Annotated in this window: 24 protein-coding genes and 1 tRNA gene; 10 read left to right on the forward strand and 15 right to left on the reverse strand. The window is 62.5% G+C overall.

Annotated elements, in window-relative coordinates; translation table 11 throughout:
* Window positions 1-17: 17 nt before the first annotated feature.
* The gene (locus BMW76_RS09270; protein ID WP_090864833.1) at window positions 18-1,940 is read right to left on the reverse strand and encodes an extracellular solute-binding protein; all 1,923 of its coding nucleotides are present in this window, start codon (window positions 1,938-1,940) and stop codon (window positions 18-20) included.
* Window positions 1,941-2,049: 109 nt separating this feature from the next.
* Between BMW76_RS09270 and fabI the strand changes: the two genes are divergently transcribed.
* Window positions 2,050-2,841, forward strand: a complete 792-nt coding sequence (gene fabI / locus BMW76_RS09275; RefSeq protein WP_090864834.1) for an enoyl-ACP reductase FabI — start codon at window positions 2,050-2,052, stop codon at window positions 2,839-2,841.
* A gap of 119 nt (window positions 2,842-2,960) precedes the next feature.
* Here the strand turns inward: fabI and BMW76_RS09280 are convergent, their stop codons facing one another.
* The 7 genes from BMW76_RS09280 to cysS form a co-directional block, all read right to left on the reverse strand.
* Window positions 2,961-3,308, reverse strand: coding sequence for a hypothetical protein (locus BMW76_RS09280; protein WP_090864835.1), 348 nt, complete (start codon window positions 3,306-3,308; stop codon window positions 2,961-2,963).
* A gap of 521 nt (window positions 3,309-3,829) precedes the next feature.
* Window positions 3,830-3,923: transfer RNA gene (locus BMW76_RS09285), tRNA-Ser, on the reverse strand.
* 217 nt (window positions 3,924-4,140) lie between these two features.
* The gene (locus BMW76_RS09290) at window positions 4,141-5,391 is read right to left on the reverse strand and encodes an aspartate kinase (RefSeq protein WP_090864836.1); all 1,251 of its coding nucleotides are present in this window, start codon (window positions 5,389-5,391) and stop codon (window positions 4,141-4,143) included.
* Window positions 5,392-5,859: 468 nt separating this feature from the next.
* Window positions 5,860-7,287 (reverse strand): tRNA lysidine(34) synthetase TilS, encoded by a 1,428-nt coding sequence (gene tilS, locus BMW76_RS09295; RefSeq protein WP_090864837.1) that lies wholly within the window; start codon window positions 7,285-7,287, stop codon window positions 5,860-5,862.
* A gap of 45 nt (window positions 7,288-7,332) precedes the next feature.
* Window positions 7,333-8,304 carry an acetyl-CoA carboxylase carboxyltransferase subunit alpha gene (locus BMW76_RS09300; protein ID WP_090864838.1) on the reverse strand — a complete coding sequence of 324 codons (972 nt, stop codon included), beginning with the start codon at window positions 8,302-8,304 and terminating at the stop codon, window positions 7,333-7,335.
* A gap of 122 nt (window positions 8,305-8,426) precedes the next feature.
* On the reverse strand, window positions 8,427-9,512 hold the full coding sequence (locus BMW76_RS09305) for a DNA-3-methyladenine glycosylase family protein (RefSeq protein WP_090864839.1): 1,086 nt from the start codon (window positions 9,510-9,512) through the stop codon (window positions 8,427-8,429).
* Window positions 9,513-9,559: 47 nt separating this feature from the next.
* Window positions 9,560-10,957, reverse strand: coding sequence for a cysteine--tRNA ligase (cysS, locus tag BMW76_RS09310; RefSeq protein ID WP_090864840.1), 1,398 nt, complete (start codon window positions 10,955-10,957; stop codon window positions 9,560-9,562).
* Between the two features lie 274 nt (window positions 10,958-11,231).
* On the opposite strand from cysS, the gene BMW76_RS09315 reads away from it, so the two are divergent.
* The 4 genes from BMW76_RS09315 (at window position 11,232) to BMW76_RS09330 (ending at window position 14,336) form a co-directional block, all read left to right on the forward strand.
* Complete coding sequence (locus tag BMW76_RS09315; RefSeq protein WP_090864841.1) at window positions 11,232-12,035, forward strand: tetratricopeptide repeat protein; 804 nt, start codon at window positions 11,232-11,234, stop codon at window positions 12,033-12,035.
* A 75-nt stretch (window positions 12,036-12,110) separates the two neighbouring features.
* Window positions 12,111-12,692, forward strand: a complete 582-nt coding sequence (locus BMW76_RS09320) for a peptidylprolyl isomerase (RefSeq protein ID WP_090864842.1) — start codon at window positions 12,111-12,113, stop codon at window positions 12,690-12,692.
* A gap of 281 nt (window positions 12,693-12,973) precedes the next feature.
* Window positions 12,974-13,468 carry a peptidylprolyl isomerase gene (locus BMW76_RS09325; protein WP_090864843.1) on the forward strand — a complete coding sequence of 165 codons (495 nt, stop codon included), beginning with the start codon at window positions 12,974-12,976 and terminating at the stop codon, window positions 13,466-13,468.
* A gap of 67 nt (window positions 13,469-13,535) precedes the next feature.
* Window positions 13,536-14,336 carry a UDP-2,3-diacylglucosamine diphosphatase gene (locus BMW76_RS09330; protein WP_090864844.1) on the forward strand — a complete coding sequence of 267 codons (801 nt, stop codon included), beginning with the start codon at window positions 13,536-13,538 and terminating at the stop codon, window positions 14,334-14,336.
* Window positions 14,337-14,500: 164 nt separating this feature from the next.
* On the opposite strand, the gene cysE is transcribed toward BMW76_RS09330, so the two are convergent.
* Together cysE and BMW76_RS09340 are read right to left on the reverse strand one after the other, a co-directional pair.
* On the reverse strand, window positions 14,501-15,322 hold the full coding sequence (cysE, locus tag BMW76_RS09335) for a serine O-acetyltransferase (RefSeq protein WP_090864845.1): 822 nt from the start codon (window positions 15,320-15,322) through the stop codon (window positions 14,501-14,503).
* Between the two features lie 356 nt (window positions 15,323-15,678).
* Entirely contained in the window at window positions 15,679-16,548 is an 870-nt protein-coding gene (locus tag BMW76_RS09340; RefSeq protein ID WP_245763158.1) for an RNA methyltransferase, read from the reverse strand.
* A gap of 353 nt (window positions 16,549-16,901) precedes the next feature.
* On the opposite strand from BMW76_RS09340, the gene BMW76_RS09345 reads away from it, so the two are divergent.
* The 3 genes from BMW76_RS09345 to BMW76_RS09355 all read left to right on the forward strand — a co-directional run bounded on the left by BMW76_RS09345 (window position 16,902) and on the right by BMW76_RS09355 (window position 20,156).
* Window positions 16,902-17,705, forward strand: a complete 804-nt coding sequence (locus BMW76_RS09345) for an inositol monophosphatase family protein (RefSeq protein ID WP_090864846.1) — start codon at window positions 16,902-16,904, stop codon at window positions 17,703-17,705.
* 158 nt (window positions 17,706-17,863) lie between these two features.
* Entirely contained in the window at window positions 17,864-19,162 is a 1,299-nt protein-coding gene (lplT, locus tag BMW76_RS09350; protein ID WP_090864847.1) for a lysophospholipid transporter LplT, read from the forward strand.
* Between the two features lie 418 nt (window positions 19,163-19,580).
* Window positions 19,581-20,156 carry a DUF4823 domain-containing protein gene (locus BMW76_RS09355; protein WP_090864848.1) on the forward strand — a complete coding sequence of 192 codons (576 nt, stop codon included), beginning with the start codon at window positions 19,581-19,583 and terminating at the stop codon, window positions 20,154-20,156.
* Here BMW76_RS09355 and BMW76_RS09360 read toward each other — a convergent pair.
* Window positions 20,153-20,374 (reverse strand): hypothetical protein, encoded by a 222-nt coding sequence (locus BMW76_RS09360; protein WP_090864849.1) that lies wholly within the window; start codon window positions 20,372-20,374, stop codon window positions 20,153-20,155. The two genes, BMW76_RS09355 and BMW76_RS09360, sit on opposite strands and share 4 nt — an antisense overlap.
* 319 nt (window positions 20,375-20,693) lie before the next feature.
* Between BMW76_RS09360 and BMW76_RS09365 the strand changes: the two genes are divergently transcribed.
* A complete protein-coding gene (locus BMW76_RS09365; RefSeq protein ID WP_090864966.1) occupies window positions 20,694-20,930 on the forward strand; it encodes a DUF4224 domain-containing protein in 237 nt (78 codons plus the stop codon).
* 39 nt (window positions 20,931-20,969) lie between these two features.
* Window positions 20,970-21,269 carry a hypothetical protein gene (locus BMW76_RS09370; RefSeq protein WP_090864850.1) on the forward strand — a complete coding sequence of 100 codons (300 nt, stop codon included), beginning with the start codon at window positions 20,970-20,972 and terminating at the stop codon, window positions 21,267-21,269.
* Window positions 21,270-21,282: 13 nt separating this feature from the next.
* On the opposite strand, the gene BMW76_RS09375 is transcribed toward BMW76_RS09370, so the two are convergent.
* The 4 genes from BMW76_RS09375 to BMW76_RS09390 all read right to left on the reverse strand — a co-directional run bounded on the left by BMW76_RS09375 (window position 21,283) and on the right by BMW76_RS09390 (window position 24,283).
* Window positions 21,283-23,064, reverse strand: coding sequence for a hypothetical protein (locus BMW76_RS09375; RefSeq protein ID WP_090864851.1), 1,782 nt, complete (start codon window positions 23,062-23,064; stop codon window positions 21,283-21,285).
* A gap of 76 nt (window positions 23,065-23,140) precedes the next feature.
* Window positions 23,141-23,554: a hypothetical protein gene (locus BMW76_RS09380; RefSeq protein ID WP_090864852.1), complete on the reverse strand. Its 414-nt coding sequence runs from the start codon at window positions 23,552-23,554 to the stop codon at window positions 23,141-23,143.
* Complete coding sequence (locus BMW76_RS09385; RefSeq protein WP_090864853.1) at window positions 23,551-23,982, reverse strand: hypothetical protein; 432 nt, start codon at window positions 23,980-23,982, stop codon at window positions 23,551-23,553. Before BMW76_RS09385 ends, BMW76_RS09380 begins: the two co-directional genes overlap by 4 nt.
* Before the next feature lie 25 nt (window positions 23,983-24,007).
* A complete protein-coding gene (locus BMW76_RS09390) occupies window positions 24,008-24,283 on the reverse strand; it encodes a hypothetical protein (RefSeq protein WP_090864854.1) in 276 nt (91 codons plus the stop codon).
* Window positions 24,284-24,285: the final 2 nt, after the last annotated feature.

Consider the following 24,285-nt stretch of genomic DNA (forward strand, 5'->3'; position numbering starts at 1 on the left):
GAACGTGCGAGGCGCGGTCACTGCGGCTGCGCGAACCACCACATCGAAGTGATCCAGGCGTCCGCCGTATAGTACAGCGGCAATGTCTTCGGCCACGCAAGCCCGCGCTTGAACGCCACGCGATGCGTCGCGCTGTACCAGTGCGGGACGATGTAGTAGCCGTTGATCAGCACGCGATCGAGCGCGTGCACGGCGTCGACCAGTTGCTCGCGGGTCTGCGCGGCGACGAGCGCGCGCAGGATCGCATCGACGGCAGGCAACTTCAGCCCGATCAGATTGCCCGAGCCCGGCTCGCCGGCGGCCTTGCTGCCGAAGCGGTCGATCATGTCCGCGCCCGGCGCCTGCACATCCGGAAAGCGGATCGTCGTCACGTCGAAGTCGAACGCGTCGAGACGCTTCTGATACACCGCGAAGTCCGTCACGCGAAAGCGTGCCTCGATGCCGAGCTTCTGCAGGTTGCGCACATACGGCGCGATCACGGGCTCGAACGCCGCCGACGAACCCGAATCGTCGAGTATCTCGAACACGAATGGCTCGCCCTTCGCGTTGCGCAGCGCGCCGTCGCGATACGTCCAACCCGCTTGCGCGAGCAGCGCGCGCGCTTCGAGCAGATTCGCGCGCAGCGAGCCCGGCGGGTCGGTATCCGGCTGCTTCGGCGGTACGCCGAACACGGACGGGTATACCTGCGCTCGCCACGGATCGAGCAGCTTCAGCTCGCCCGGCGACGGCAAGCCCTTTGCCTGCAGATCGGTATTGACGAAGAAACTGTCGATCCGCTTGTACTGGTTGTAAAACAGCTGCCGGTCGAGCCATTGAAAATCGAGCGCGAGATCGAGCGCCTTGCGCACGCGCACGTCGGAGAAAATCGGCCGTCGCTGGTTGAGGATGAAGCCCTGCATCCCCGTGCCGTTGTGATGCGGAAATTCGCGCTTGATCAACTCGCCGCTATCGAACCTCTTGCCCACGTCGCGCCGCACCCAGTTGCGCGCGATGTTCTCGACGAGCGCATCGTACTCGCCCGCCTTGAACGCTTCGAGACGCGCGGTCGCATCCGAGTACAGCTTGTAGTTGATGCGCTCGAAGTTATAGGTGCCGACGCGCACGGGCAGCTTTTCGCCCCAGTAGTTCGGGTCGCGCTTGTATGTAATGGTGCGGCCGTTGTCGTAGCTCTCGATCAGATACGGTCCGCTGCCGATCGGCTTCTCGAATGCCAGCTGATCGAACGGCGTGCGGCTGCCATCAGGCTTCATGCCCCACTTGTGCGAGAACACGGGCATGCCGCCCGCGAGCAGTGGCAACTCGCGGTCGTGCTGCTTGAACTCGAAGCGCACCGTTGCCGGATCGACGATCACGACGCGCGTGATGTCCGCGAAATACGCAGCGAATTGCGGCGCGGCCTGCGGGCTCTTCAACGTATCGAACGAGAACTTCACGTCCTCCGCGGCGACGGGATCGCCGTTCGAAAAGCGCGCATGCGGGTTGATGTGGAAAGTCGTCGACAGTCCGTCGGGCGCGACGTTGATATCGTCGGCAAGCAGGCCGTAAGCGGACGCGACCTCGTCCGCGCTGCCCGTCGTCAGGCTTTCGAACAGCAAGCCAATGCCGGGCGCCGCGTTACCGCGCAGCGTGAACGGATTGAACTTGTCGAAGCTCGTCGAGCGGTCGGGGTTCGCGAGCACGAGCGTGCCGCCGCGCGGCGCGTCGGGATTGACGTAATCGAAGTGCTTGAAGTCGGGCGGATACTTCGGGTTGCCGTATTGCGCGATCGCGTATGCGGCATGAGCATGCGATACGCCCAAAGGCGACACGGCGATCAGCGAACCCGCGCATACAGCGAGCGCGGCGCGCGGCATCGTCCTGCAACGGGCACGCGACACGAGACGAATCATCGTGCGCCATATCGAGCGCGGCGCTTCAACCCGTCGCGTGCCTGTCGTCATAGGTGCCTTATTGGTCGGTGGGCGGTTGCAATGTGAGAGAATTCTACCCAAAATCCTGCGCGTTCCCGCACTCTGTCATCGCGGCGCGCTGACCTCATTAGGAGAATTCATGGGCTTCCTCGCTGGTAAACGAATCTTGCTGACGGGCCTCCTGTCGAACCGTTCGATTGCATACGGTATCGCGCAGGCCTGCAAGCGCGAAGGCGCTGAACTGGCGTTCACGTATGTCGGCGACCGCTTCAAGGACCGTATCACCGAGTTCGCGAACGAATTCGACAGCAACCTCGTGTTCCCGTGCGACGTCGCCGACGATGCGCAAATCGATGCACTGTTCGCGTCGCTGAAAGAGCACTGGGACAGCCTCGACGGCCTCGTTCATTCGATCGGCTTCGCGCCGCGTGAAGCGATCGCGGGCGACTTCCTCGACGGCATGACGCGCGAAAACTTCCGCGTCGCGCACGACATTTCCGCGTACAGCTTCCCCGCTCTCGCGAAGGCCGCACTGCCGATGCTGTCGAACGACGCGGCGCTGCTCACGCTGTCGTACCTCGGCGCGGAAAAAGCGATCCCGAACTACAACACGATGGGTCTCGCGAAGGCATCGCTCGAAGCGAGCGTGCGCTATCTGGCCGTGTCGCTGGGCGCAAAGGGCATTCGCGTCAACGGCATTTCGGCAGGCCCGATCAAGACGCTCGCGGCAAGCGGCATCAAGGGCTTCGGCAAGATTCTCGATTTCGTCGAAGGCAACGCGCCGCTCAGGCGCAACGTCACGATCGAACAGGTCGGCAATGCGGCGGCGTTTTTGATGTCCGATCTCGCTGCAGGCGTGACGGCCGAGATCATGCACGTCGACAGCGGCTTCAACGCTGTGGTCGGCGGAATGGCTGCTGTCAGCGAGTGATGATAAGGCGTGTGCGCTTGTGACACGCGTGGATGTTTCCTTGTTGCCCGCGCAACGGGATAAAAAAAACCGCCCTATTGGGCGGTTTTTTTGTTGGCGCGAACAGCTCAGCGCCAGAATCAATGCCAGCCGTTGTGACGGCCGTTGTCCCAATGGCCGTGACCATGGCCATAACCACCGCCATGATGCCGGTACCATTCGTCACGACCCCAGTAACGGCGGCCATCCCAGTAACGGTCGCCGTGCCAGCCGATCACGACGGCGGGCGCAACCACGACGGGTGCAGGCTGGTAGACGACGGGCGGCGGCGGGGGCGGAGGCGGCGCATAAACAGGCGCCGGCGCGACGTAGACAGGAGCCGGAATACCGATGTTGACACCGACGTTCAGTCCCCCAGCCATCGCCGCACTCGACGCGCCAATCGCCAGTACGCCAGCGATCAACGGGATAACACGCATGGACTTCATGTTTCACCTTTTTTGCGGAGTTGTTTGTGTTTATCGACTGCTTTGATTCGAATATAACAAAGCAACACTGAACGCGTATTTCAACTTTGTAATAACTGATGCATAACATCGCATTGCAAACCGCGTCGTAATCTGCCGTTACACGCGACAGGTTTTGGTCATATGTGCGGCTGTTTTTCGCTGTCGCGTGCGCGCAAATTTCGCCGCCTCGGCGTTTCGATTTGCAAGCGCTTAGGCCGTTCGTTTGGTTATCCCAGGTAAAGCGCGATTCGATAGATTCGGCACATGCCGCCAGCACATTCAGCGCTCGATGGAAAAGATTGCACTCGCACCGACGTTTACGGATGCATCGATGCAAAGTTGAGCCGCGCTGACGCACAGCCGCTTGAATAGGCACGGCGATGCAGCCACCTCAGCATCAAGTGGAAACCGCTAGCTACACCGAACATCCGCGGAAAAACGCGCGCAAAAAAACAAAAACCCCGCAGAGCCGCAGCTCTACGGGGTTCCACCGCCATTTCTGGCGGAGACGGAGGGATTCGAACCCTCGATCCAGGTTTTGGCCCAGATGCTCCCTTAGCAGGGGAGTGCCTTCGACCTCTCGGCCACGTCTCCCAAATCTTCGCTCGCGCCAGGGAGGCAGCGCGACGAAGCCAAGATAATAGCGGGTTCGCGGCACGAGGTCAATTTCTACTTCACACTTTTTGTGCCAGGAGCGTTAATTCAATGCCACTTCCTGGACCTTCGCACACTGCGCCGCTTTGTCTTCAATAACCCTCACGCAAATGCCCATTGCCGAAGCACTCGGACCACACGGGCATTGGCCAGTGCATCACGCCTGATCGAGTTCGAACGCCTTATGCAGCGCGCGCACGGCGAGCTCCATGTACTTCTCGTCGATCAGCACCGAGATCTTGATCTCCGACGTCGAGATCATCTGGATGTTGATGCCCTCTTCCGACAGCGTGCGGAACATCTTGCTCGCGATGCCGACGTGCGAACGCATGCCGACGCCGACCACCGACACCTTCGACACCTTCGGATCGCCGAGGACTTTTTCCGCGCTCACGTGGTCCTTCACCTGGTTCGTGAGGATGTCCATCGCGCGCTGATAGTCGCCGCGACCGACCGTGAACGTGAACGCCGTCTTGCCCTCGACGCTCTGGTTCTGAATGATCATGTCGACATCGATATTCGCGTCGGCGACGGGGCCGAGGATCTGATATGCGATGCCCGGCTTGTCGGGCACACCCATCACGGCGATACGGGCTTCGTCACGCTGAAACGCGATTCCCGAGATGACTGCTTTTTCCATGGTTTCGTCTTCTTCAAAAGTAATCAGAGTGCCCGACTTCATTTCTTCGTCGAGCGACATCAGCGGATCGGTCAGGCTGGACAGCACCCGCGTCTTCACCTGATATTTGCCGGCGAATTCGACCGAGCGGATCTGCAGCACCTTCGAACCGAGGCTGGCCATTTCCAGCATCTCTTCGAACGTCACGCGATCGAGGCGCCGCGCTTCTTCGACCACGCGCGGGTCCGTCGTGTAAACGCCGTCGACGTCCGTGTAGATCAGGCATTCATCCGCTTTCAGCGCCGCGGCCACCGCGACCGCCGACGTATCCGAGCCGCCGCGGCCGAGCGTCGTGATGTGGCCTTCCGGGTCAATGCCCTGAAAGCCCGTGATGACGACGACCTTGCCTTCGTCGAGATCGCGCAGCACGCGCTCGCCGTCGATGTCGTTGATGCGTGCTTTCGTGAACGCGCTATCCGTTTTGACGGGCACTTGCCAGCCGGTGTAGCTGACGGCATCGACGCCCGCGTCATGCAGCGCGATGGACAGCAGGCCGACGCTGACCTGTTCGCCCGTCGACGCGATCATATCGAGTTCGCGCGGGCTGGGCTGGGGCGCGATCTCTTTCGCGAGGCCCAGCAGGCGGTTCGTTTCGCCGGACATCGCCGAGGGCACGACGACCATCTTGTGGCCTGCCTTGTGCCATTTCGCGACGCGCTTCGCGACGTTCTTGATGCGCTCGACCGAGCCCATCGATGTGCCGCCGTATTTGTGTACGATGAGTGCCATTGTCGTTCTGAACTGAAGGAGAAACTGGAGCTACGCGAATCGGCGCGCACCGCGCGCTGGAGACGGCCGCACAATAAGCACAGGGCACAACGTTCGGGAACGACGGCGGAGTGTGGCGGCGCAGATGCAGCGCGCGTGCAGTACGCGCGGGTTTGCCCTGTAACCCTGTCGATCGACAGGACTGACGGACGCTAACGGGGTGGCTAACGGCTTGGAGCGCGCCCGGGCATTCGCATAAGAACAGCCGGGAACCGCGACAAAAAGCGAGTCGGGCAAACAAGTTACACTACCCGATCGGGGCTAAAAAGACAAGCCGAAATCCCGGCAAAGCCTTTGCAAATGCTTGTCGGACAAGGATTTGCGGCCGATATTGCGAGCGTGTGACTATGGCCGTGCCATCGTCGGTCGCGCGTGCGGGCCACGCCGCGCCGTATGTGTAATCTGGAACCGCGGCCTCGGACTGACGCGCTACGCGAGCGTTAGATCCTCGCGCCATTCGATCCGGACGAAGCGCGAGCTCGGCACGTTCGCCTGCTGCCCGGCTTCGTCGAGCGCCGCGCGGTTCACGCCGATCAGCGGCACGAACAACAGCACATCGCCGGCGAAAAGCAGCGGCACGTCGCGCTTCCATGATGGCACGCCGCGCTCCTGAAAGAGGTTCTTCAACGTGCGGCTCGGGCCGTTCGCCGCGCAGCGCATCCGTTCGCCGCCCTTGCGCGAACGCGCGACGAGCGGCGCGCGCGTGAGCATATCGGCGGAAATCGCGTCGGAATCGTCGGCGGCTACGTCGCTGAACATGAACGTGCCGCGCCATTGCGGCAGGTGCCACACGCTTTCGCCTTGCCAGCACAGCGCGCGCTCGGCGCGCTCGACGAGCGCGGTTTCGTCGGCGGGATCGGCACTGTCGCCCGCCTCCCAGTAGATTCGCCCGCGATAGCTTCGCAACGCGTGGCCCGCGTGATCGACCCGCAAGCTGTGCGCGTCGCCGATCTCGCGCAACTGGCGCAGCGCATCCGTCAGACGCGCCGTCGATGCAGCCGGGAAACCCAGCGTGCGCATCCAGTAACGCAGCACGTTCGCGGCACGGTCGTCGTCGAGCGCGAGAAGCGCATCGCGCGCGAGAGCGCCGTCTTCGTCGCTGCGCACCGCTTGCAAATCGACGCGCGCGAATTCGTCGAGCAGACGCTGCGCCGACGCCGCGTGCGTAGCCGTGCGCGCGAGCGCATCGCGAAAGCCGGGGAAGTGCACGGCAAGCGCGGGCAGCACATCGTGACGCAACGCGTTGCGCGCATACCGCGTGTCGGCGTTCGACTCGTCGTCGATCCAGTGCAGATTGCGCGCGTGCGCGTAACGCTCGAGCTGCGCACGCAGCAGATGCAGCAGTGGACGCGCGCGCGTCACGGGCGCCCCGGAAGGCAGACGCTCCGGCGCCATCGCCGCGAGCCCGGCAAGTCCTGCTCCACGCAACAATTGAAGCAGCACGGTCTCCGCCTGATCGTCCGCATGCTGCGCGAGCCACAGCACGTGCACGCGATGCTGCGCGCACAACGCATCGAGCGCCCGATAACGCGCATCGCGCGCCGCCGCTTCGATGCTCACGCCCGCTTCGCGCTGCACGTCGACATGCAGCGACGCGAACTCGGCGCCCCGCTCGCGCGCGAACGCGTCGCAATGCGCGAGCCAGTCGTCGGCGTTCGGACTCAGACCATGATGGATATGAAAAGCGATGCAGCGCGCCGCGCCGCCGACCCGCACGGCCGCATCGAGCAGCACCGTCGAATCGACGCCGCCGCTATACGCGATCGCGACGCGCGCGTTCTCGGGCAAGGCCGCAAACGCAACGCCGACCGCGTCGATAACGAGGCGGTCGGCGGATGTGTCAGCTGAGGGAGTCACGGTATGACGGCGCGCGAAGCGCCTTCGGAGGGGACGCCAGCGCGCTCAAGCGCCCGGCGTCGTTTCCTTGAACTTGCCGTAGGCCATCAGGCGTTCGAAACGGCGTTCACGCAGATCGCTCGTGCTCATGCCCTGGAACTGGCGCAGCGAGTCGGCGAGCGCACGGCGCAGCAGCGCGGCCATGCCCTTCGGATCGCGATGCGCGCCGCCGAGCGGCTCGTTGACGATCTTGTCGATCAGGCCCAGCGCCTTCAGACGATGCGCCGTCAGTCCCAGCGCTTCAGCCGCTTCCGGCGCCTTCGCGGCGCTCTTCCACAGAATCGACGCGCAGCCTTCCGGCGAGATCACCGAGTAAGTCGAGAATTGCAGCATCAGCACGCTGTCGGCGACCGCGACAGCCAGCGCGCCGCCCGATCCGCCCTCGCCGATGATCGTCGAAATGATCGGCGTCTTCAGTTCGGCCATCACGTACAGATTGCGGCCGATCGCTTCCGACTGGCCGCGCTCTTCCGCGCCGATGCCCGGGTACGCGCCCGGCGTGTCGATGAACGTGAAAAGCGGCAGGCCGAACTTCTCGGCAAGACGCATCAGGCGCTCGGCCTTCCGATAGCCTTCGGGGCGCGGCATGCCGAAATTGCGCAGCGCGCGCTCCTTCGTGTCGCGGCCCTTCTGATGGCCGATCACCATGCACGGCTGGCCGTTGAAACGCGCAAGGCCGCCGACGATCGACAGGTCGTCCGCAAACGAGCGGTCGCCATGCAGTTCGTGGAAATCGGTGAACAGTTCGTTGACGTAATCCAGCGTGTACGGACGCTGCGGATGACGTGCGATTTGCGAAACCTGCCACGGCGTCAGGTTCGTATACAGATCCTTCGTGAGTTGCTGGCTTTTCTTCGACAGCCGCTCGATCTCTTCCGAAATATCGACGGCCGAATCGTCCTGCACGAAGCGCAATTCTTCGATTTTCGCTTCGAGCTCGGCGATCGGCTGCTCGAAATCCAGAAAGGTGGTCTTCATTGGTTTTTAATCCTTGGACTTACCGGCAGCGCGTATTCTAACCGCGGGCGGCCGTGTCAAAACCGTCTCAAAACTATTGATTTTAACAAATCAATAGCTCGAATCGGCAATCGCCTTTTCCGTCAACTGCCGGCGGGCGCCGGGTCGAGACTGCGCCACATGTACCACGTCGCGACGGTACGCCACGGCTCCCAGTTCGCGGCGACTTCGCGCGCTTCGCTGCGCGTCACCGGCTCCCCGCTGAAATAGTTGTGGCTGATCGCCTGAATGAGATTCGGATCGTCGAGCGGCAGCACGTCCGGACGCGACAAGTCGAAAATCAGGAACATCTCGGCCGTCCAGCGACTGATGCCGCGGATCTGCGTGAGTTCGGCGATCACGTCCTCGTCGTCCATCGACGTCCATTTGCCGACGTGCAGCGCGCCCGACACGAAGTGATGCGCGAGATCGAGAATGTATTCGGCCTTGCGCTTCGACACGCCGCAACCCGTCAGATTCTCCTGGCCGAGTTTGATGATCTGCTGCGGCACGAGCTTCGGACACGCCGCAACGATGCGCTGCCACATCGCCTGCGCCGAGGCGACGGAAATCTGCTGACCGACCACCGAGCGCGCGAGCGTAACGAACGGATCGGCGCGACTCGACAGATGGACTGGGCCGAACTTCGGAATCAGCTTCTTGAGAATGCGGTCGCGCTTCACGAGATCGGCGCACGCCTTGTCCCAGTACGCGGGACGCGTGACGACCGGGGCCGCTGCATCGCTTTGCGCCGAAGCAGCGTCACCGTCCGCCGCCGACGACGCAGCGCGCGACTTTCGCGCCGTTTCGCCGTCCTGGCTTTCGCGCGCAAATTCCTGCAGATCGCCCGCGAGTTCGGGCGGCAGCGATCCGTTGCCCTTGAGTTGCGCGGCGCGCGTGCGCGACGGCCTGGCGGCGCTTGCCTCGGGCAGATCCGCGCCGTTGGGCAACCGCTTGGCCGATCCCTGCTTCGCGAGCGCGCCCTGCGAATTCGCCGCGCCTGCCGCAGTGCCCGTTTTACGCGCGGCATGTTGGCCCGCCTTCAGGCCTTTCGCCGATGCCGATTTCGTTGCCACCTTCGCTGCGCCCTTCGCGGCGACGCCGCTTCGCGCACGCACTGCCTTTACCTTTGCTGACGCGTTTGATTGAGACGTGGCCCGTTTAGCCGCCGTCTTCGTGGCCGTTGACATCCTGCCTCCTGCCTGGCGAGTCGATCAGTGGGAAGTACGAGGTGCGCTCAAACGCGCCGCCACTCGGTCAACCCGCCCGGTTTGTCTTCGAGCGCAATACCGGCGTCCAGCAATTCCTTGCGGATCCGGTCTGCCTCGGCATAGTCCTTTGCCTGCTTCGCGGCGACGCGCGCGGCGATCTTCGCTTCGATCGCTGCCACATCCAGCGCGCCCTCGCCTTCACTCCCCGCCGCTTGTTGCAGATACGCGCGCGGCTCGCGGTCGAGCAACCCGAGCACGCGCGCAAGGCCTCGCAATTGCCGTGCAAGCGCCGCATCGCGTGTGCGGTTGACTTCGCTTGCCAGTTCGAACAGCACGGAAACGGCGACGGGTGTATTGAAGTCGTCGTTCATCGCCGCGCGAAAACGCTGCGCATACGCTTCGTTCCAGTCGACATCGCCCGCTTCCGGTGCCGTGTCCTTCAACGCCGTGTAAAGACGCGTGAGTGCGCTGCGCGCATCGTCGAGATGGGTATCGCTGTAGTTCAACGGCGAGCGGTAATGCGCGCGCGCAATAAAGAAGCGCACGACTTCGGCATCGTATTTCGCGAGTACTTCGCGGATCGTGAAGAAGTTGCCGAGCGACTTCGACATCTTCTCATTGTCGATCTGCACGTAGCCGTTGTGCATCCAGTAATTGACGAAGGTTTGCCCTGTAGCGCCCTCGCTTTGCGCGATCTCGTTCTCGTGATGCGGAAACTGCAGATCCTGTCCGCCGCCATGAATGTCGAAACGTTCGCCGAGCAGCGTGCAGCCCATCGCCGAGCACTCGATGTGCCATCCGGGACGTCCGCGCCCGTACTTCGAATCCCAGCCGGTGTCGGCGGGCTCGTCGGGTTTCGACTGCTTCCATAGCACGAAATCGAGCGGGTCCTGCTTTGCGTCGTTGGCGGCCACGCGCTCGCCCGCGCGAAGGTCTTCGAGCGACTTGCCCGACAGCGCGCCATAGCGCGCGAACTTGCGCACCGCGTAGTTCACGTCGCCATCGGTGGCCTGGTACGCATAGCCGTTCGCTTCCAGCTTCTCGATCATGCCAAGCATCTGCGGAATGAAATCCGTTGCGCGCGGCTCGATATCCGGCCGCTCGATGCCGAGCGCGTCCGCGTCTTCGTGCAGCGCCGCGATGAAGCGATTCGTCAGCGACTTGATGGTCTCGCCGTTTTCGACGGCCCGGCGAATGATCTTGTCGTCGATGTCGGTGATGTTGCGCACATAGGTGACCTTATAGCCGAGCGTGCGCAGCCAGCGCTGCACGACGTCGAAGACCACCATGACCCGCGCATGGCCCACGTGACAGTAGTCGTACACCGTCATCCCGCAGACATACATACGCACTTCGCCTTCATGAAGCGGCACGAAATTTTGCTTGTCACGCGCGAGCGTGTTGTAGATGCGCAGAGATTCCATAGAGACGATGCGTGGGCCGAAAGAAATCCGCTTGTTGTTCGTTCATACCGCGCCCGATAAAAGCAAGCAACCCAGTCGTGCAATCCAGGCATGCAACCACATGCACGAACACGGGCGGCGCGGCATGACTGACAGCATGTCGCGCACCGCGTGCGGAATCAGGCTGACGTCAAGGCGGGGACGACCACGAGTGGCGAAAGACAGTCTGAGGCTCGACGGAACGCGCAGACCTTTTGTTAGAATGGGTCGGAGTATAACATCCCGACCTGAGCCTATGAAACACTCCAGCGGCCGCGCGCGAGGCGCCAAGCCCCTCTTTGCGACGGCGCTCCGTTCAACGTTTCGCGCCACGTTCCGCCCGACTTTTGCGGCGGCTTTGAGCGCGGCAGCGGGCACGGTCTGCTGCGGTCTCGCCCTCGCGGTCCTGCCCGTTTCATCGGCTCTGGCGCAAAAAGCGTCGACCATTCCACACGGCGCCGCCGTGCGCGACGTGACGCCGGACGCCGATGCGTCCATCCAGCAGAAAAACTGGACGGCCGCGCTTGCGCAGCTCGACGCGCGCATCGCCGCGAATCCGCGCGACGCCCAGGCGAAGTTCAAGCGCGCGACCGTGCTTGCCCGTCTGAACCGCGACGACGAAGCGATCGCCGCCTTCACCGAACTCACGCAGACCTACCCCGAACTGCCCGAACCGTACAACAACCTCGCCGCGCTCTATGCGAAGCAGGGCCGCTATACGGAAGCACGCGCCGCGCTCGAAACGGCCGTCAAGGCGAGCCCCGGCTATGGTCTCGCGTATGAAAATCTCGGCGACCTGTATCTGCGCATGGCCGATCAGGCCTATCGACGCGCCCAGAGCCTGGGCAGCGGTAATGGCACGACGAGCCAGCGTATCGCCGATATCGAGAAGATCGTGACGCCGCGCAAGACGGCTGCAAAAAAGACCGTGCAGCCCTCTGCCGAAACCATCGACTACACGAATCGCGCCACGTCGAACATCACCAACACGCCGGGCTTCCAGTTCGGCGGCCCGAACGGTTCGCTGGCGACTCCGCCGTACATTGCACCGTCGCAGTAAGCGTGCTTTCGCGCATGCCTTCGGGCTGCGCGTTGGCCGCCGTTTTTCTCATTCGAGTTCACCCCGAGGATTTACATGAAATGGTTGACGTTGGCGCTCGGCAGCGCCGCCCTGATCGCAAACGCACCCGCTTTTGCGCAGAATGGTGCACAGGCTGCGCATCCGTCCGTTCTTTTGAAGACGTCGGAAGGCGACATCCGCGTGGAGTTGTATCCTGAGAAAGCACCGAAGACGGTCGCCAATTTCCTCGACTACGTGAAATCCGGTCAATATAACGGGACGATCTTTCATCGCGTGATTCCCGGCTTCATGATCCAGGGCGGCGGCTACACGACGAGCTTCGCGGAAAAGCCGACGCGCGCGCCGATCCCGCTCGAAAGCCGCAACGGTCTGAAGAACATGACGGGCGCGATCGCGATGGCGCGCACCAGCGACCCGAATTCGGCGACGGCGCAGTTCTTCATTGACACGGTCGACAACGCGGGGCTCGACTATCCGAATCCGGACGGCAACGGCTATGCGGTGTTCGGCAAGGTGACATCGGGGATGGATGTCGTGAAGAAGATCGAAGCGACGCCGACAACCTCGCGCGGCCCGATGGGCGATGTGCCGCAAAAGCAGATCGTGATCCAGTCGGCGACAATTGTCGGTAAATGACGGTTGGCAGGTGACTGCCGGCAGGTCGCTGCCGGCACGTTTCATTGATGGCAGTATGACGGCCGTGCGGAATCGGGAGCCGCCCGGCCGTCAAGAAAGGCGCGCGATAGCGGACGACGCATTTGCAAACAGGGTGACGCGCAAGCCGCATGCATGGCTCGAACCACGCACCGCATGCTCGCGCTTCACCGGAATTAACCATGCCACGGGCGCGGGCTGCAGGCCCGCTCAAATAGCCATGCACCGCGCTCCCCACTCACTTGGACCTAAAGGAAAACATCATGGTTGAACTGCACACGAACCACGGCGTCATCAAGCTGGAACTGGACGCCGAGAAGGCGCCGAAGTCGGTCGAGAATTTCCTCGCCTACGTGAAGGCCGGTCACTACGACAACACGGTGTTTCACCGCGTGATCGACGGCTTCATGATCCAGGGCGGCGGCTTCGAGCCCGGCATGCAGCAAAAGCCGACCAACGCGCCGATCGCGAATGAAGCGAACAACGGCCTGAAGAACGTGAAGGGTTCGATCGCGATGGCTCGCACGAACGACCCGCACTCGGCGACGGCCCAGTTCTTCATCAACGTCAACGACAACGACTTCCTGAATCACTCGTCGCCGACGCCGCAAGGCTGGGGTTATGCCGTGTTCGGCAAGATCGTCGAAGGTCTCGACGTCGTCGATGCGATCCGCAAGGTGAAAACGGGTTCGAAGGGTTTCCATCAGGACGTGCCCGTCGACGACGTGATCATCGAAAAGGCCGTCGTGGTCGAGTAAGACGATTACTAAAACGGTCAGCAACTTCTCATCGAAGGGCTGAGCAACTGAGAGAAGCACACTTCACATGCTGCAAGAAACGCCGCTGCGGAGTGTCGCTGCGGGCGTGCCTGGCGAGGGCAAACGCCCGCACGCGGCGCGCCCGTTTTTTTTCATCTCGGACTTGCACCTGAGCGAGGCGATCCCGCACACGGTTGCCGCGTTCGAGCATTTCATCAACGTGACGGCCGAGCACGCGGATTCCGTTTTCATCCTCGGCGATCTGTTCGAATTCTGGATCGGCGACGACATGCTCGCCGAGCCCTTCCCCGCCCGCATGGCGAAGCTGATGCATACACTGTCGGAGCGCGGCATCGCGCTCTACATCATGCACGGCAACCGCGACTTCCTGCTGGGCAAGCGCTTCATGAAAGCGGCGGGCGCGATCTGGCTGCCCGACCCGTTCGTGATCACTGCATTCGGCACGAAGATCGCGCTCACGCACGGCGATGCGCAATGCACCGCGGACCGCCGCTATCAGCACTTCCGCGGCTTCGCGCGCAATCATTTTGCGCAGTGGCTGTTTCTGGTGTGGCCGTACCGCTGGCGCAAGGCGCTAGCCGAGAAGATGCGCCGCACGAGCGAGTCGGGGCGCATGCGCCCCGTATCGCCGCGTTACGACGTGACGTCGGAGGGCATCGCCGCGCTCTTCAAGAAAACGAAGACGGCAACGATCATTCATGGCCACACGCACCGGCCCGCGCTGCATCACGAAAAAGGCGGCATGCGCTGGGTGCTGCCCGATTGGGACCTCGATCACGGCGAGCGCCGTGGAGGTTACGTGCGGATCGATTCCGAAGGGATCAAGGCGCTGCGGCTGGACAAGTAGCGGCCTGTGATGCAGTTCAGCGCGACTTGCGTCGGAACGGTTCGCGACCAGCCCATCGATGCATATGCATGCCCATCATTCAAGTCAGCGCTGCGTTTCGTTCAGCACTGATGGGCACGCTTGCATCGGCGCGCCTTTGAATGGCGCTTTCGATGAGCGCTGGATCAGCGAGCCGCTTCCTCGACCTTCCCCTGGATCACCGCCGACAGGCGGCGCAAATCCACCAGCACCGCATCGGCGCCCTGGAGCGCTTCGAGACTCGCGCCGAGGCGTTCGAGCGCGGCGACGATTTCGTCGATGCGCTGCGTTTGCGTCGCCGCGTGGTCGATCAGCCCATGAATCGCGAGCGAAACGGGATCGTCGGCGTTGGGCGTAATACCGTACGCGCAGAAAGCGGCGCGCGCGGGAGCCGCTTTGGCGTCGACGTCCTTAGCGTCGGCGGCCGGCGAACGAACAACCGTCGCCGCCGTGGCGGGCATGACGACGCGCGCCGGATTGCCCACGGCCGTGCCGCCCGCCGGCACAGGTTTCACGACGACGGCGTTCGAGCCGATCTTCGCGTCCGCGCCGATCGTGAAGCCGCCCAGCACCTTCGCGCCCGCGCCGACGATCACGCCGCGCTCGAGCGTCGGATGGCGCTTCGCGCCGCGCGTGAGCGACGTGCCGCCGAGCGTGACGCCCTGGTAGATCGTGCAGTCGTCGCCGATTTCAGCTGTCTCGCCGATCACGACGCCCATGCCGTGATCGATGAACACACGCCGCCCGACCGTCGCGCCCGGGTGAATCTCGATGCCCGTCATGAAGCGGCCGAACTGGGAGACGAAGCGCGCGAGCCAGCGGCGCTTCGCGCGCCAGCACGCATGCGCGAAGCGATGGAACATCAGCGCGTGCAAGCCCGGATAGCACGTGAGAACTTCCCAGGCGCTGCGGGCGGCAGGATCGCGCTCGCGGATCGTGGCAATGTCTTCTCGGAGTCTCGTGAACATGGCAGTGGACTGTCGTAGGGATTGAGCGCTGCCGTTTGCATCCATTCGCATCTATTGCACACGGAGCGCTTTGCTTATGACGTTTTCGGGTCATTGTAGGGCGAATGAGCGAAAGCTGCCGGAAGTCCACGCGATCGGGAAGGTTTGGAATTTCGCGCGCCAGATCGCGAGTGGGCGTGCATATGCATCGGGCGCTCAAGCCCGTTTGCCGGCGCTTATGCTGCCCCGCTTGGCCGGCACGACTGCCCGCCGGCGACACAACAGCCTCTGCACGAGGCGCCAACGGGACACGAAAGCTGGCGCAAAACGCCGACGCCAAAGATCAGTATCCGGACGCAACGCAAGCGGGCGGGCACTCACCCTTGCTCGCCGTCCCGCCCCTTCGCCTTCAGCAGAATGTGCTTCGCGATGCCCCGCACGATATTGACCTCCTCGCGTTCGAGACCCGAGCGAGCGAAGAGCCGCCGCAAGCGCGACATCAGCTTCTTCGGATTACCGGGATCGAGGAAGTCGAGCGCAATCAACGCGTTTTCCAGGTGCACGTACATGCGCTCGATCTCGTCGCTGGGGGCAAACGTGCCCGCGCTCCCGGAGACGGGTTCCGTACCTTCGCCTTCGACCAGATACGCCATGCGCAGCTCATACGACAGTACCTGGATGGCCTGCGCGAGATTCAGCGAGCTATACGCGGGATTGGCGGGAATATGTGCGAGCGCGCTGCACCGCTCGACGTCTTCATTCGACAGCCCTGTACGCTCGTTGCCGAACACGAGCGCGATATCGCCATGCGCGGCATGCTCGCGGGCCTGCGTCGCGGCGGCGCGCGGCGGCAACTGCGGCGGCCCGTACTCGCGGGCGCGCGCGGTCAGCGCGAGCGACCATTGCACGCCCGAGAGCGCGTCGGCCAGCGTGGGCACGACATGTGCGGTCGCAAGCACGTCGTCTGCGCCGCTCGCCATCGCGATCGCATCCGGATCGTTCTTCACATCGGGAGAACGCGGCGACACCAGCACGAGGCGCGAAAATCCCATCGTCTTCAACGCGCGCGCGGCCGCGCCGACGTTGCCGGGATGGCTTGGCTCGACGAGCACGAAACGTGTCGACGTAAAGCCGCCGCCGATGCTGTTCGCATTGTCGGAAGCGGTACTGGACTGAGGTAGCGAAGGCGTTTGAACCACGATAACGAATTGGATGGCAAGGAAAGAGTAATGGTAGCGCCAAGCCATGCCGCGTTTCCATCTGCCGTTTGGCTAATGCTTCGCTTGTCGCACGTTCGACGCCCCGTCCTTCGCCTTCTGCCGCGAGTTCAGGCCGGCATCATTGCGCCTGAGATCGGCAGAGTCGAGATAAAAGCCAGATAAAACTCAGGTAAAATCGCGACATTCGCGCCGTGCCGTCTCGCCCTTCGCAAGGCACTCACGCCACCGCGCATCGCTCTTCTTCAATTCGTCTCCGTCGACGGAATGTGTGTCCAGGTTTCGACCCAGTCTTGCCCGACACCCGTTTCGCGTGATTTACGGCTTATTTTCAGCTCAACACCGGACAGCCGCCATGCGCGTCCGGCACAAGGATCAGGCTCATGCATCCCATGCTCAATATCGCTGTCAAGGCCGCTCGCCGCGCCGGGCAGATCATCAACCGCGCGTCGCTCGATCTCGACCTCGTGCAGGTCAGCAAGAAGCAGCACAACGATTTCGTCACGGAGGTCGACAAGGCGTCGGAAGCGGCCATCATTGAAACGCTGACCACCGCCTACCCCGATCATTCGATCCTCGCCGAAGAATCCGGTGAATCGGGCAACGAGTCCGAATTCCAGTGGATCATCGATCCCCTCGACGGCACCACGAACTTCATCCACGGCTTCCAGTATTACTGCGTATCGATCGCGCTCGCGCACAAGGGCATCGTTACGCAAGCCGTCGTCTACGACCCGACACGCAACGATCTCTTCACGGCGTCACGCGGCCGCGGCGCGTATCTGAACGACCGGCGCATTCGCGTCGGCCGCCGCGACCGGCTCGCAGACGGCCTGATCGGCACCGGCTTCCCGTTCCGCGAAAAGGACACGCTGGAACCGTACACGCGCCTCTTCGCCGAAATGACCAACGCCTGCGCGGGCCTGCGCCGTCCGGGCGCGGCCGCGCTCGATCTGGCGAACGTCGCGGCGGGCCGCCTCGACGGCTTCTTCGAGCAAGGCATCAGCGCGTGGGACATGGCGGCGGGCAGCCTGCTGATCACGGAAGCGGGCGGCCTCGTCGGCAACTACACGGGCGATTCGGACTTCCTGCACAAGCATGAGATCGTCGCGGGCAATCCGAAGATATACGCACAGATGATTCCGATCCTGTCGCGCTACACCCGTACGAAGGAACAGGCAGCCTAAGACGCTGCGCGCATTCGACAAGCGGCTTCGGCCGCTTTTTTTGTATGGGGCACCGCTTTTGCTGCGCTGGCGGTAGGGGCTGGCCAGATGCGCTGCAAGCCAGGCCGCCAGATCGGCTCGCCGCGCACGAACGCGGTCGCTGTGTTCCAATCGGAAGCATGAAGAAAGGCTTCTATACGATCATCGCGGCGCAATTCGTGTCGTCGCTCGCCGATAACGCGCTCCTGATCGCGGCCATCGCGCTGCTTGCCGTGATTCGCTCGCCCGCCTGGGTCACGCCGCTGCTGCAGATTTTCTTCACGATTTCCTATGTGCTGCTCGCGCCGTTCGTCGGCGCATTCGCCGATGCGCTGCAAAAGCGCCACGTGATGTTCATCTCGAACGCGCTGAAGGCGGCCGGCTGTCTGATGATGATCGCGGGCGTGCATCCGATGATCGCCTACGGCGTGGTCGGCTTCGGCGCGGCCGCGTACTCGCCCGCAAAGTACGGCATTCTGACCGAGTTGCTGGCCGCCGAACGGCTCGTCGTTGCGAACGCCTGGCTCGAATCGGCAACCGTTTTGTCGACGATCGCCGGTACGATGCTGGGCGGCGCGCTGATCAGCACGTACGCGTCGCACTTCGTCCAGCACGCGCAACTGCCGCTGATTCACACGGCCGCCGACCTCGCGATGCTCGCCGTGATGATCACGTACGCGATTGCGGCGGCGCTGAACGTCGGCATTCCGGACACGGGCGCGCGTTATCCGAACCGGCTCGTCGAGCCCGGCCAGTTGCTCGGCGAATTCATTCGCTGCTTCAACGTGCTCTGGTCCGACCGCCTCGCGCAAATCGCGCTGTGGGTCACGACGCTGATGTGGGGCGGCGCCGTCACGCTGCAACTACTCGTGCTGAAGTGGGCGGACGCGAACCTTGGGCTGTCGCTGTCGAAGGCGGCCGTGATGCAGGGCGTGGCCGGCTTCGGCATCGCGATCGGCGCAGCGGCCGCCGCCGCATGGATTCCGTTGCGCAGTTCGCTGAAGGTGCTGCCCGTCGGGCTGCTGATGGGCGCCGTCGCCGTCGCGATGGCGTTCTACAGCAAGGGGCTCTTTCCACCCGGCGCGGGGTTGCGCGTCGGCGCCCTCTTCGCGCCCGCTTACATCATCCTCGCCTATCCGCTGATGATCCTGCTAGGCGCGCTGTCCGGCTTCTTCATCGTGCCGATGAACGCGATTCTCCAGCATCGCGGCGCGACGCTGCTGACGGCGGGCCACTCGATCGCCGTGCAAAACTTCAATCAGAACCTCGCCGTGCTGCTGATGCTCGGCGCCTACGCCATCCTGCTAACGGCGACGATGCCCGTGCAGTGGATCATCGCCGTGTTCGGAGTCTTCATCACAGGCATGATGTGGCTCGCTAAACGCCGAAGCGCCGCGAATGCGCACAAGGTAGACATGCACGCGCTGATCGAGGAATGACTGAAGCGTGAGCGCAGCATAGCCGCGTGACGATCGCGACGGCAACCTGGCCATCCGGCCAGGTTCGCGCAACGCTTCGACGGGTTAAACTCACGCCCTGAACAGTCACGCAAGAAAGACACGAGGATGGGCACTCAAACCGCAGCCGCAAACGACTTCGCGCAACACACTCCCATGATGCAGCGGATTTAGTCGCCCGACGGATACGGCTTTGGCAGGGGCATCTGGTCTGACCTACACCTATACCGACACTCGCAGTCAACACGATCAAGTTCACAGCCAGCTAAGGTACGCCGCGCCAAAACGGCAGCTTCCTGTGTTAGGCTGCCTTCAGATGGCCCGGCGCCTATAACTTCGGAAGGGTGCTCCCCGTTAGTGCTTCGCGGTCCGCTGACGGAGCCACCCCCGGTCTCGAGGGGTGCCGGGCCTGACCGCCAAAAACAAAGCGAAAAGCTTCGGGGAAGACGTGAAAAAGACCATCATCGCGCTCTGCGTGGCACTCACCGCCTGCACCGCTTCTTACCAGAATCAGGATCTCGCCGGCTCGGGCGCAATCCCAACCCATCTCTCAGCCAGCTCGCTCGTGTACGTCGCGATGCCTGCCGACGGCGCGTATGAATCGACCGTGTACCCTGGCTCCGGCCGCACGACAGCGCAGGCAGTCGCGGCGGCATTCGCGCGACACGGTTCGGCTGTCACAATCGCAGATGCAACCGCGCCGCGCGAGCGCGTCATAGCAGACGCTCGTGCAGCGGGCGCGCAGTTCGCGGCGGTCCCGGTGATTTCTCACTGGGAGCCGCGCGCGACTGAGTGGTCGGGCCGCCCGAGCCGCATGTCGGTTTCGCTGGCTATGATCGACGTGCCGAGCGGAGCCGTCGTCAGCAACGTTGAATTGAGCGGCCGCAGTCGCATCATCTCCTTCACCAGCACGTCGCCCGACAGCCTGTTGCGCGAGCCCATCGGCAAGTACGTCGACGGGCTCTATTCGCGCTAGCACTGGCTCCAATAGCCGGTCACGCGGCCGAGGATCTGCGCACCGTCGGGCTTGCCTCGATGCACGCCGACGACACCACCGACGCGTGCAATAGCATACTGGTGCGACTCGACGCGACGAGCGCGGACATAGGTCAGGAAATCGCCGACGCGGAACGGGGAGCCCTGAAGACCGCGCAGGTCATCGGCAGCCACAGGGAACATTTTCGAGGTTTGCATGATGGTTTCCGTATGCAGTTGACGCCGCACCCGCTGCTAAACGGGGTGAGCGACGATGACAGGGTTAGCAGACCGGGGCATACGGAACCCGGCAGGCCGAAGCCTCCCCACCACCGCCGCCCATAGAAGGCGCGCAAGTACAGACGAAAAAATACCGCCATTCGGCGGTAGTCCGCCGCATGCATTCGGGCTGCTAAACCCGACCGACGTTGTTGCGTCGATGGGTGGAAGCATAGCCAAAACTGCGGCACAATACAATGAAAATTCGTTTATTTTCAATACGTTAGGCGTTGCCGAACATTGTACGGAGTTGCCCGACGTGGATGCCCGCCTGTTATCGCCCGAAGACCTTGTGCGTATCACTGGTGCCAAACGCTATTCGAAACAGCGCCGCTGGTTTCACGACGAGTTCGGTGTCGAAGTCGTGACGCGCGATAACGGAAGCATCGTCATGACGTGGGCGACGTTCAGCCAGCTCGTCGCGAAGCGCGCCGGCGTCGTACTGCCAAGGGACAACGAGACTGGCAAACCAAACGTCAAACTCCATTTCGACTGACCACCAACGGGGGAAACAAGAATGCTGCGAAGAGCACTAATGCTCGCAATCGCGGGCGCAACGCTGGTCGTGGGCATAGTGGCCGAAGCCTCGACACTCGATCGCCTTGCGAGGCGAGGTTTCGGTGTGGTCGAAGAGACTCAGGTGAACGGCGAATTTCAGGGATGCGAGTCCGGGCGTCGCATCCCGTTCATGGATGGCCTGATTTTCGTATGCAGCGGCTACAGCTACCACTATTCCTATAGCCCCGAAGCGCTCATCCTGAAGAGCGTGCGCACCGGCGAGATCCGCGTCCTGATCGATGACGAGGAATTCGACGGCACGGTCTACAAACGCTGAACGACCTGCCCCATCACTTCGAGTTGGGCACTGCGTACACGCGCATGCCCTCTCGGACCTTGGCGTTGCCGTCGGGCCATAGGAAACCGGCCGGATCGCCCACCTTCGCACGCTCCACGGGTTTGTCGTTGACTCGGATCGACGCGACATCGGCTTCGTCGAAGTAGATCAGCCCCTCAACCGCTAACCTGTCACCCACTGCGATCTCGTTCTCCGCGATAACGACGCCCAACTTTCCCGTCATCGCTTTGGCCACGGTACCGATGTAGCGGTAATGAGCCGGCACAGGTTCGATGCGTTGATGGCCGTAAACGACCGCTTTGACGTGCTCAGAAGGCCAATCGAGTTTGCGCATGTTGACCACCATTCGATATAGGTCAAACGTCGTCAACAGCCCGAGCCCGGTTTCGCCCGCAACATCAAGCAGTTCTTGTCGGAACGGCATGTCGTTCTCGCGCTCGAGCGGCGGCAAATGCCGTTGGTGGTTGATAATCGCAAGGCCCTGGACGTCCGTTCGCTTTAGCTCTTTCGCGTTGATGAACGCATGTTTGGTGGCCTGAGTTGCGTCGTCATCGCTCGGATAGCCGCCGATGCCCTTGATATCGACGATCAGCAATGGGCTTCGGTCCTCAATGCGAAGATCTTCGCGACGGCTCTTGCCTTCCTGATCGCGGATCTTGTCCATATCCACTACGTGTTCAAAACCGATCTCGGCGAGCGCCTTTTCCACGGCCACCACGAGCGGGTCGCCGGTTTCCGTGAGCAGATCGTGCAACCATCCGTTTGCCGCGCGTTCTGCCTCAATGTCGGTGTCCAGCCGTGCCAGCGTCGCCTCAGTTTCCGCAGCGATTCGGGCTTTCTCGGCTTGTAGCTCAGCAACACGCGGCAACTCATACTCAGCGCGATTCGCCCATCGGCCTCGTTCGATTTCGGGAAATAGATGTGGTGCCAGTTCGGGCAGAGCAATCGTCATCAACTCTTGAAGGAAGACAGCCTTTTGTGCCAATTGCGGTAGCACGATCGTCAACCCTTTCCCGCATCGCCGCATGATGCCGACGGCGTTACCAAACTTGTTCACCGCGAGGGTTTGCCACGGGTCGGTCTTTCTAAAGCCGCCTTTGAGTGTGCATTCGAACGATGCGTCGCTAAGGTACTTTTGCAACAGGGTACCCACAGGGGACGAATCAACGACACGAATCGACCTACCGGCGTCGTGCGTAATCAACATGTCCGCAAGTTCGGATGTGATGCTCCAGACATCCCTTTTTACCTCACGTTCCGGAACGAAACCGTGATACGTACGTTGGCCCATCGCCAAAGTCATGTAGGTGCGGGGTGCTGCAAAAATCACAAACACGCCGCCGTTTTTCAGGATCCGATCGAATATAGACGACACTGCAATAACGGTACGGATGCGGCAGTCGATAAATCCCCTATCGCACTTTGCCCCCAGATCGGACTCACCATCTGGTCTGTGCGGCTCACCGGTGGGCCCATTGTCGAAGGGCCCCAGTGAAAGATCGGCGATGACTATTTCCGCTTCCGCGTGCCCCGCCAGTTCCTCGTGCTGTATCACCGGCGTAAAGATCGCAGACTTTTCTACCCGGTACGGCGTACCGAGTGAACCTTCGACCACGTCAGCCCATCGTTCGCGCAACGCTTCTTCCACGTCGCTCCCCATGTCGAGCAGCAAGATTTTTGGGTGCGCATATTTGCTCTGCGCTGACGACAGCCCGGCGAGTTCGGCCAGCTTTTTGTGCTCTCGTATTAGTTTCGTTGACAGTTCAGAAGCCATTCTTTGCGCCGCGCAGTTGGCCGAAGCGCACGATGCGCATTCGTCTGACGCATATTATGGCTGAACCTGACACCCTCTATAGCAAATCAACGCCGTCACATGGCGGAAACCAGAAACGAACGAACGGCTCGGTGTCGCCTTCCTCGAAGAAAAACGGCACTTCGCCCCCTTCGACGGGTGCCGCCAGACGTTCAACCCACGTCAGCATCATCTCGACGATCTCGTCGCGCGTCGCATCGTAGATCGGCTGCAGAGCATCCACCCGAAGCACCTGCGTGGTGGCGCCGTACTTGAGCGGTATGTACGGCCAATACCCGCCATCGCCATCGGGCGCGAGCGTCCGGCAGCGGTCGTCAAACACATACAGGTTCCAGATATACGAGTGCAACACATCGGCGCGCTCGGCAGCGGTTTCGAACGTGCGCACACGTGCGCTGGCCGCATTGCGTGCCGCCTCGAGCGCTTCCAGCCGTCTCAGCAGATCGCTCACAGCAGATCCTCGCCGTTGCTGTTCGGTTTCTCGAGCGCCGCGATACGTCGCGCGAGTTCGTCGATCTCATGCACGCGCAGCACGGCCGACAGCGCCGACATTAGCTGCGCGCCGGTATCAGGGCCGAGCTCGCCGCGCGCGATGGCGTCAAGCAATGCATTGGCCTTGGCGTCGAACGTGTCGGCATGAAAAAGTGCCGGCAGTTGTACGCTTTCGCTGCCCGGTTTGGGCGGCGGGCAAATGCGGTCAAAAACCAGCTTCAGCGCGACGGGATCGCCCGCCAGTGCCAGCTTTTTGACGGTTGCAACGTATGCGTCGACATCTGTTTCCAGCAGCTCGCGGACGCGACGGGCAACGGGCGACGCCTTGCCGCCCGGGTTGCCCGATACGCCCGGCAGGAAATGCCCGTTTGCGCTTCGTTCTGTCATGGTCACATCAGTTATTGAAGGGGGCCTAGCGTCTGCGATTCGCCTGCAGGACGCACGTCACAGTCTCCGTGCTCGCGGTGAACGTCGCCTGCGCGACCAGATACACGGTCGTGCCAGACGCCACGTTGATGCGACGGCTCGGGATGGCAACCGACATGGACTCGATGCGCGACAGTTCCGCCTCGAGATCCGGGTTCGCACCGAGCGACATGCCGATGTTCGATTGCGCGTTCTGCGCGGTGCCGGCCAGATATGCCGCGACAGCGCCAGCGGTGTTGTTGGGTACCGTCAGATCGGCCATAC

The sequence above is a fragment of the Paraburkholderia diazotrophica genome (assembly GCF_900108945.1).
Taxonomy (GTDB): Bacteria; Pseudomonadota; Gammaproteobacteria; order Burkholderiales; family Burkholderiaceae; genus Paraburkholderia; species Paraburkholderia diazotrophica.

Coding starts and splice junctions, on each gene's coding strand:
- BMW76_RS09345 (WP_090864846.1), top strand. CDS start 16,902: ATGCATCCCATGCTCAATATCGCTGTCAAGGCCGCTCGCCGCGCCGGG.
- BMW76_RS09320 (WP_090864842.1), top strand. CDS start 12,111: ATGAAATGGTTGACGTTGGCGCTCGGCAGCGCCGCCCTGATCGCAAAC.
- BMW76_RS09385 (WP_090864853.1), bottom strand. CDS start 23,982: ATGACAGAACGAAGCGCAAACGGGCATTTCCTGCCGGGCGTATCGGGC.
- BMW76_RS09315 (WP_090864841.1), top strand. CDS start 11,232: ATGAAACACTCCAGCGGCCGCGCGCGAGGCGCCAAGCCCCTCTTTGCG.
- BMW76_RS09305 (WP_090864839.1), bottom strand. CDS start 9,512: ATGTCAACGGCCACGAAGACGGCGGCTAAACGGGCCACGTCTCAATCA.
- cysE (WP_090864845.1), bottom strand. CDS start 15,322: ATGTTCACGAGACTCCGAGAAGACATTGCCACGATCCGCGAGCGCGAT.
- BMW76_RS09300 (WP_090864838.1), bottom strand. CDS start 8,304: ATGAAGACCACCTTTCTGGATTTCGAGCAGCCGATCGCCGAGCTCGAA.
- BMW76_RS09330 (WP_090864844.1), top strand. CDS start 13,536: ATGCTGCAAGAAACGCCGCTGCGGAGTGTCGCTGCGGGCGTGCCTGGC.
- BMW76_RS09370 (WP_090864850.1), top strand. CDS start 20,970: ATGCTCGCAATCGCGGGCGCAACGCTGGTCGTGGGCATAGTGGCCGAA.
- cysS (WP_090864840.1), bottom strand. CDS start 10,957: ATGGAATCTCTGCGCATCTACAACACGCTCGCGCGTGACAAGCAAAAT.
- BMW76_RS09360 (WP_090864849.1), bottom strand. CDS start 20,374: ATGCAAACCTCGAAAATGTTCCCTGTGGCTGCCGATGACCTGCGCGGT.
- lplT (WP_090864847.1), top strand. CDS start 17,864: ATGAAGAAAGGCTTCTATACGATCATCGCGGCGCAATTCGTGTCGTCG.
- BMW76_RS09270 (WP_090864833.1), bottom strand. CDS start 1,940: ATGACGACAGGCACGCGACGGGTTGAAGCGCCGCGCTCGATATGGCGC.
- BMW76_RS09340 (WP_245763158.1), bottom strand. CDS start 16,548: ATGGCTTGGCGCTACCATTACTCTTTCCTTGCCATCCAATTCGTTATC.
- BMW76_RS09290 (WP_090864836.1), bottom strand. CDS start 5,391: ATGGCACTCATCGTACACAAATACGGCGGCACATCGATGGGCTCGGTC.
- BMW76_RS09390 (WP_090864854.1), bottom strand. CDS start 24,283: ATGGCCGATCTGACGGTACCCAACAACACCGCTGGCGCTGTCGCGGCA.
- BMW76_RS09375 (WP_090864851.1), bottom strand. CDS start 23,064: ATGGCTTCTGAACTGTCAACGAAACTAATACGAGAGCACAAAAAGCTG.
- BMW76_RS09280 (WP_090864835.1), bottom strand. CDS start 3,308: ATGAAGTCCATGCGTGTTATCCCGTTGATCGCTGGCGTACTGGCGATT.
- BMW76_RS09325 (WP_090864843.1), top strand. CDS start 12,974: ATGGTTGAACTGCACACGAACCACGGCGTCATCAAGCTGGAACTGGAC.
- fabI (WP_090864834.1), top strand. CDS start 2,050: ATGGGCTTCCTCGCTGGTAAACGAATCTTGCTGACGGGCCTCCTGTCG.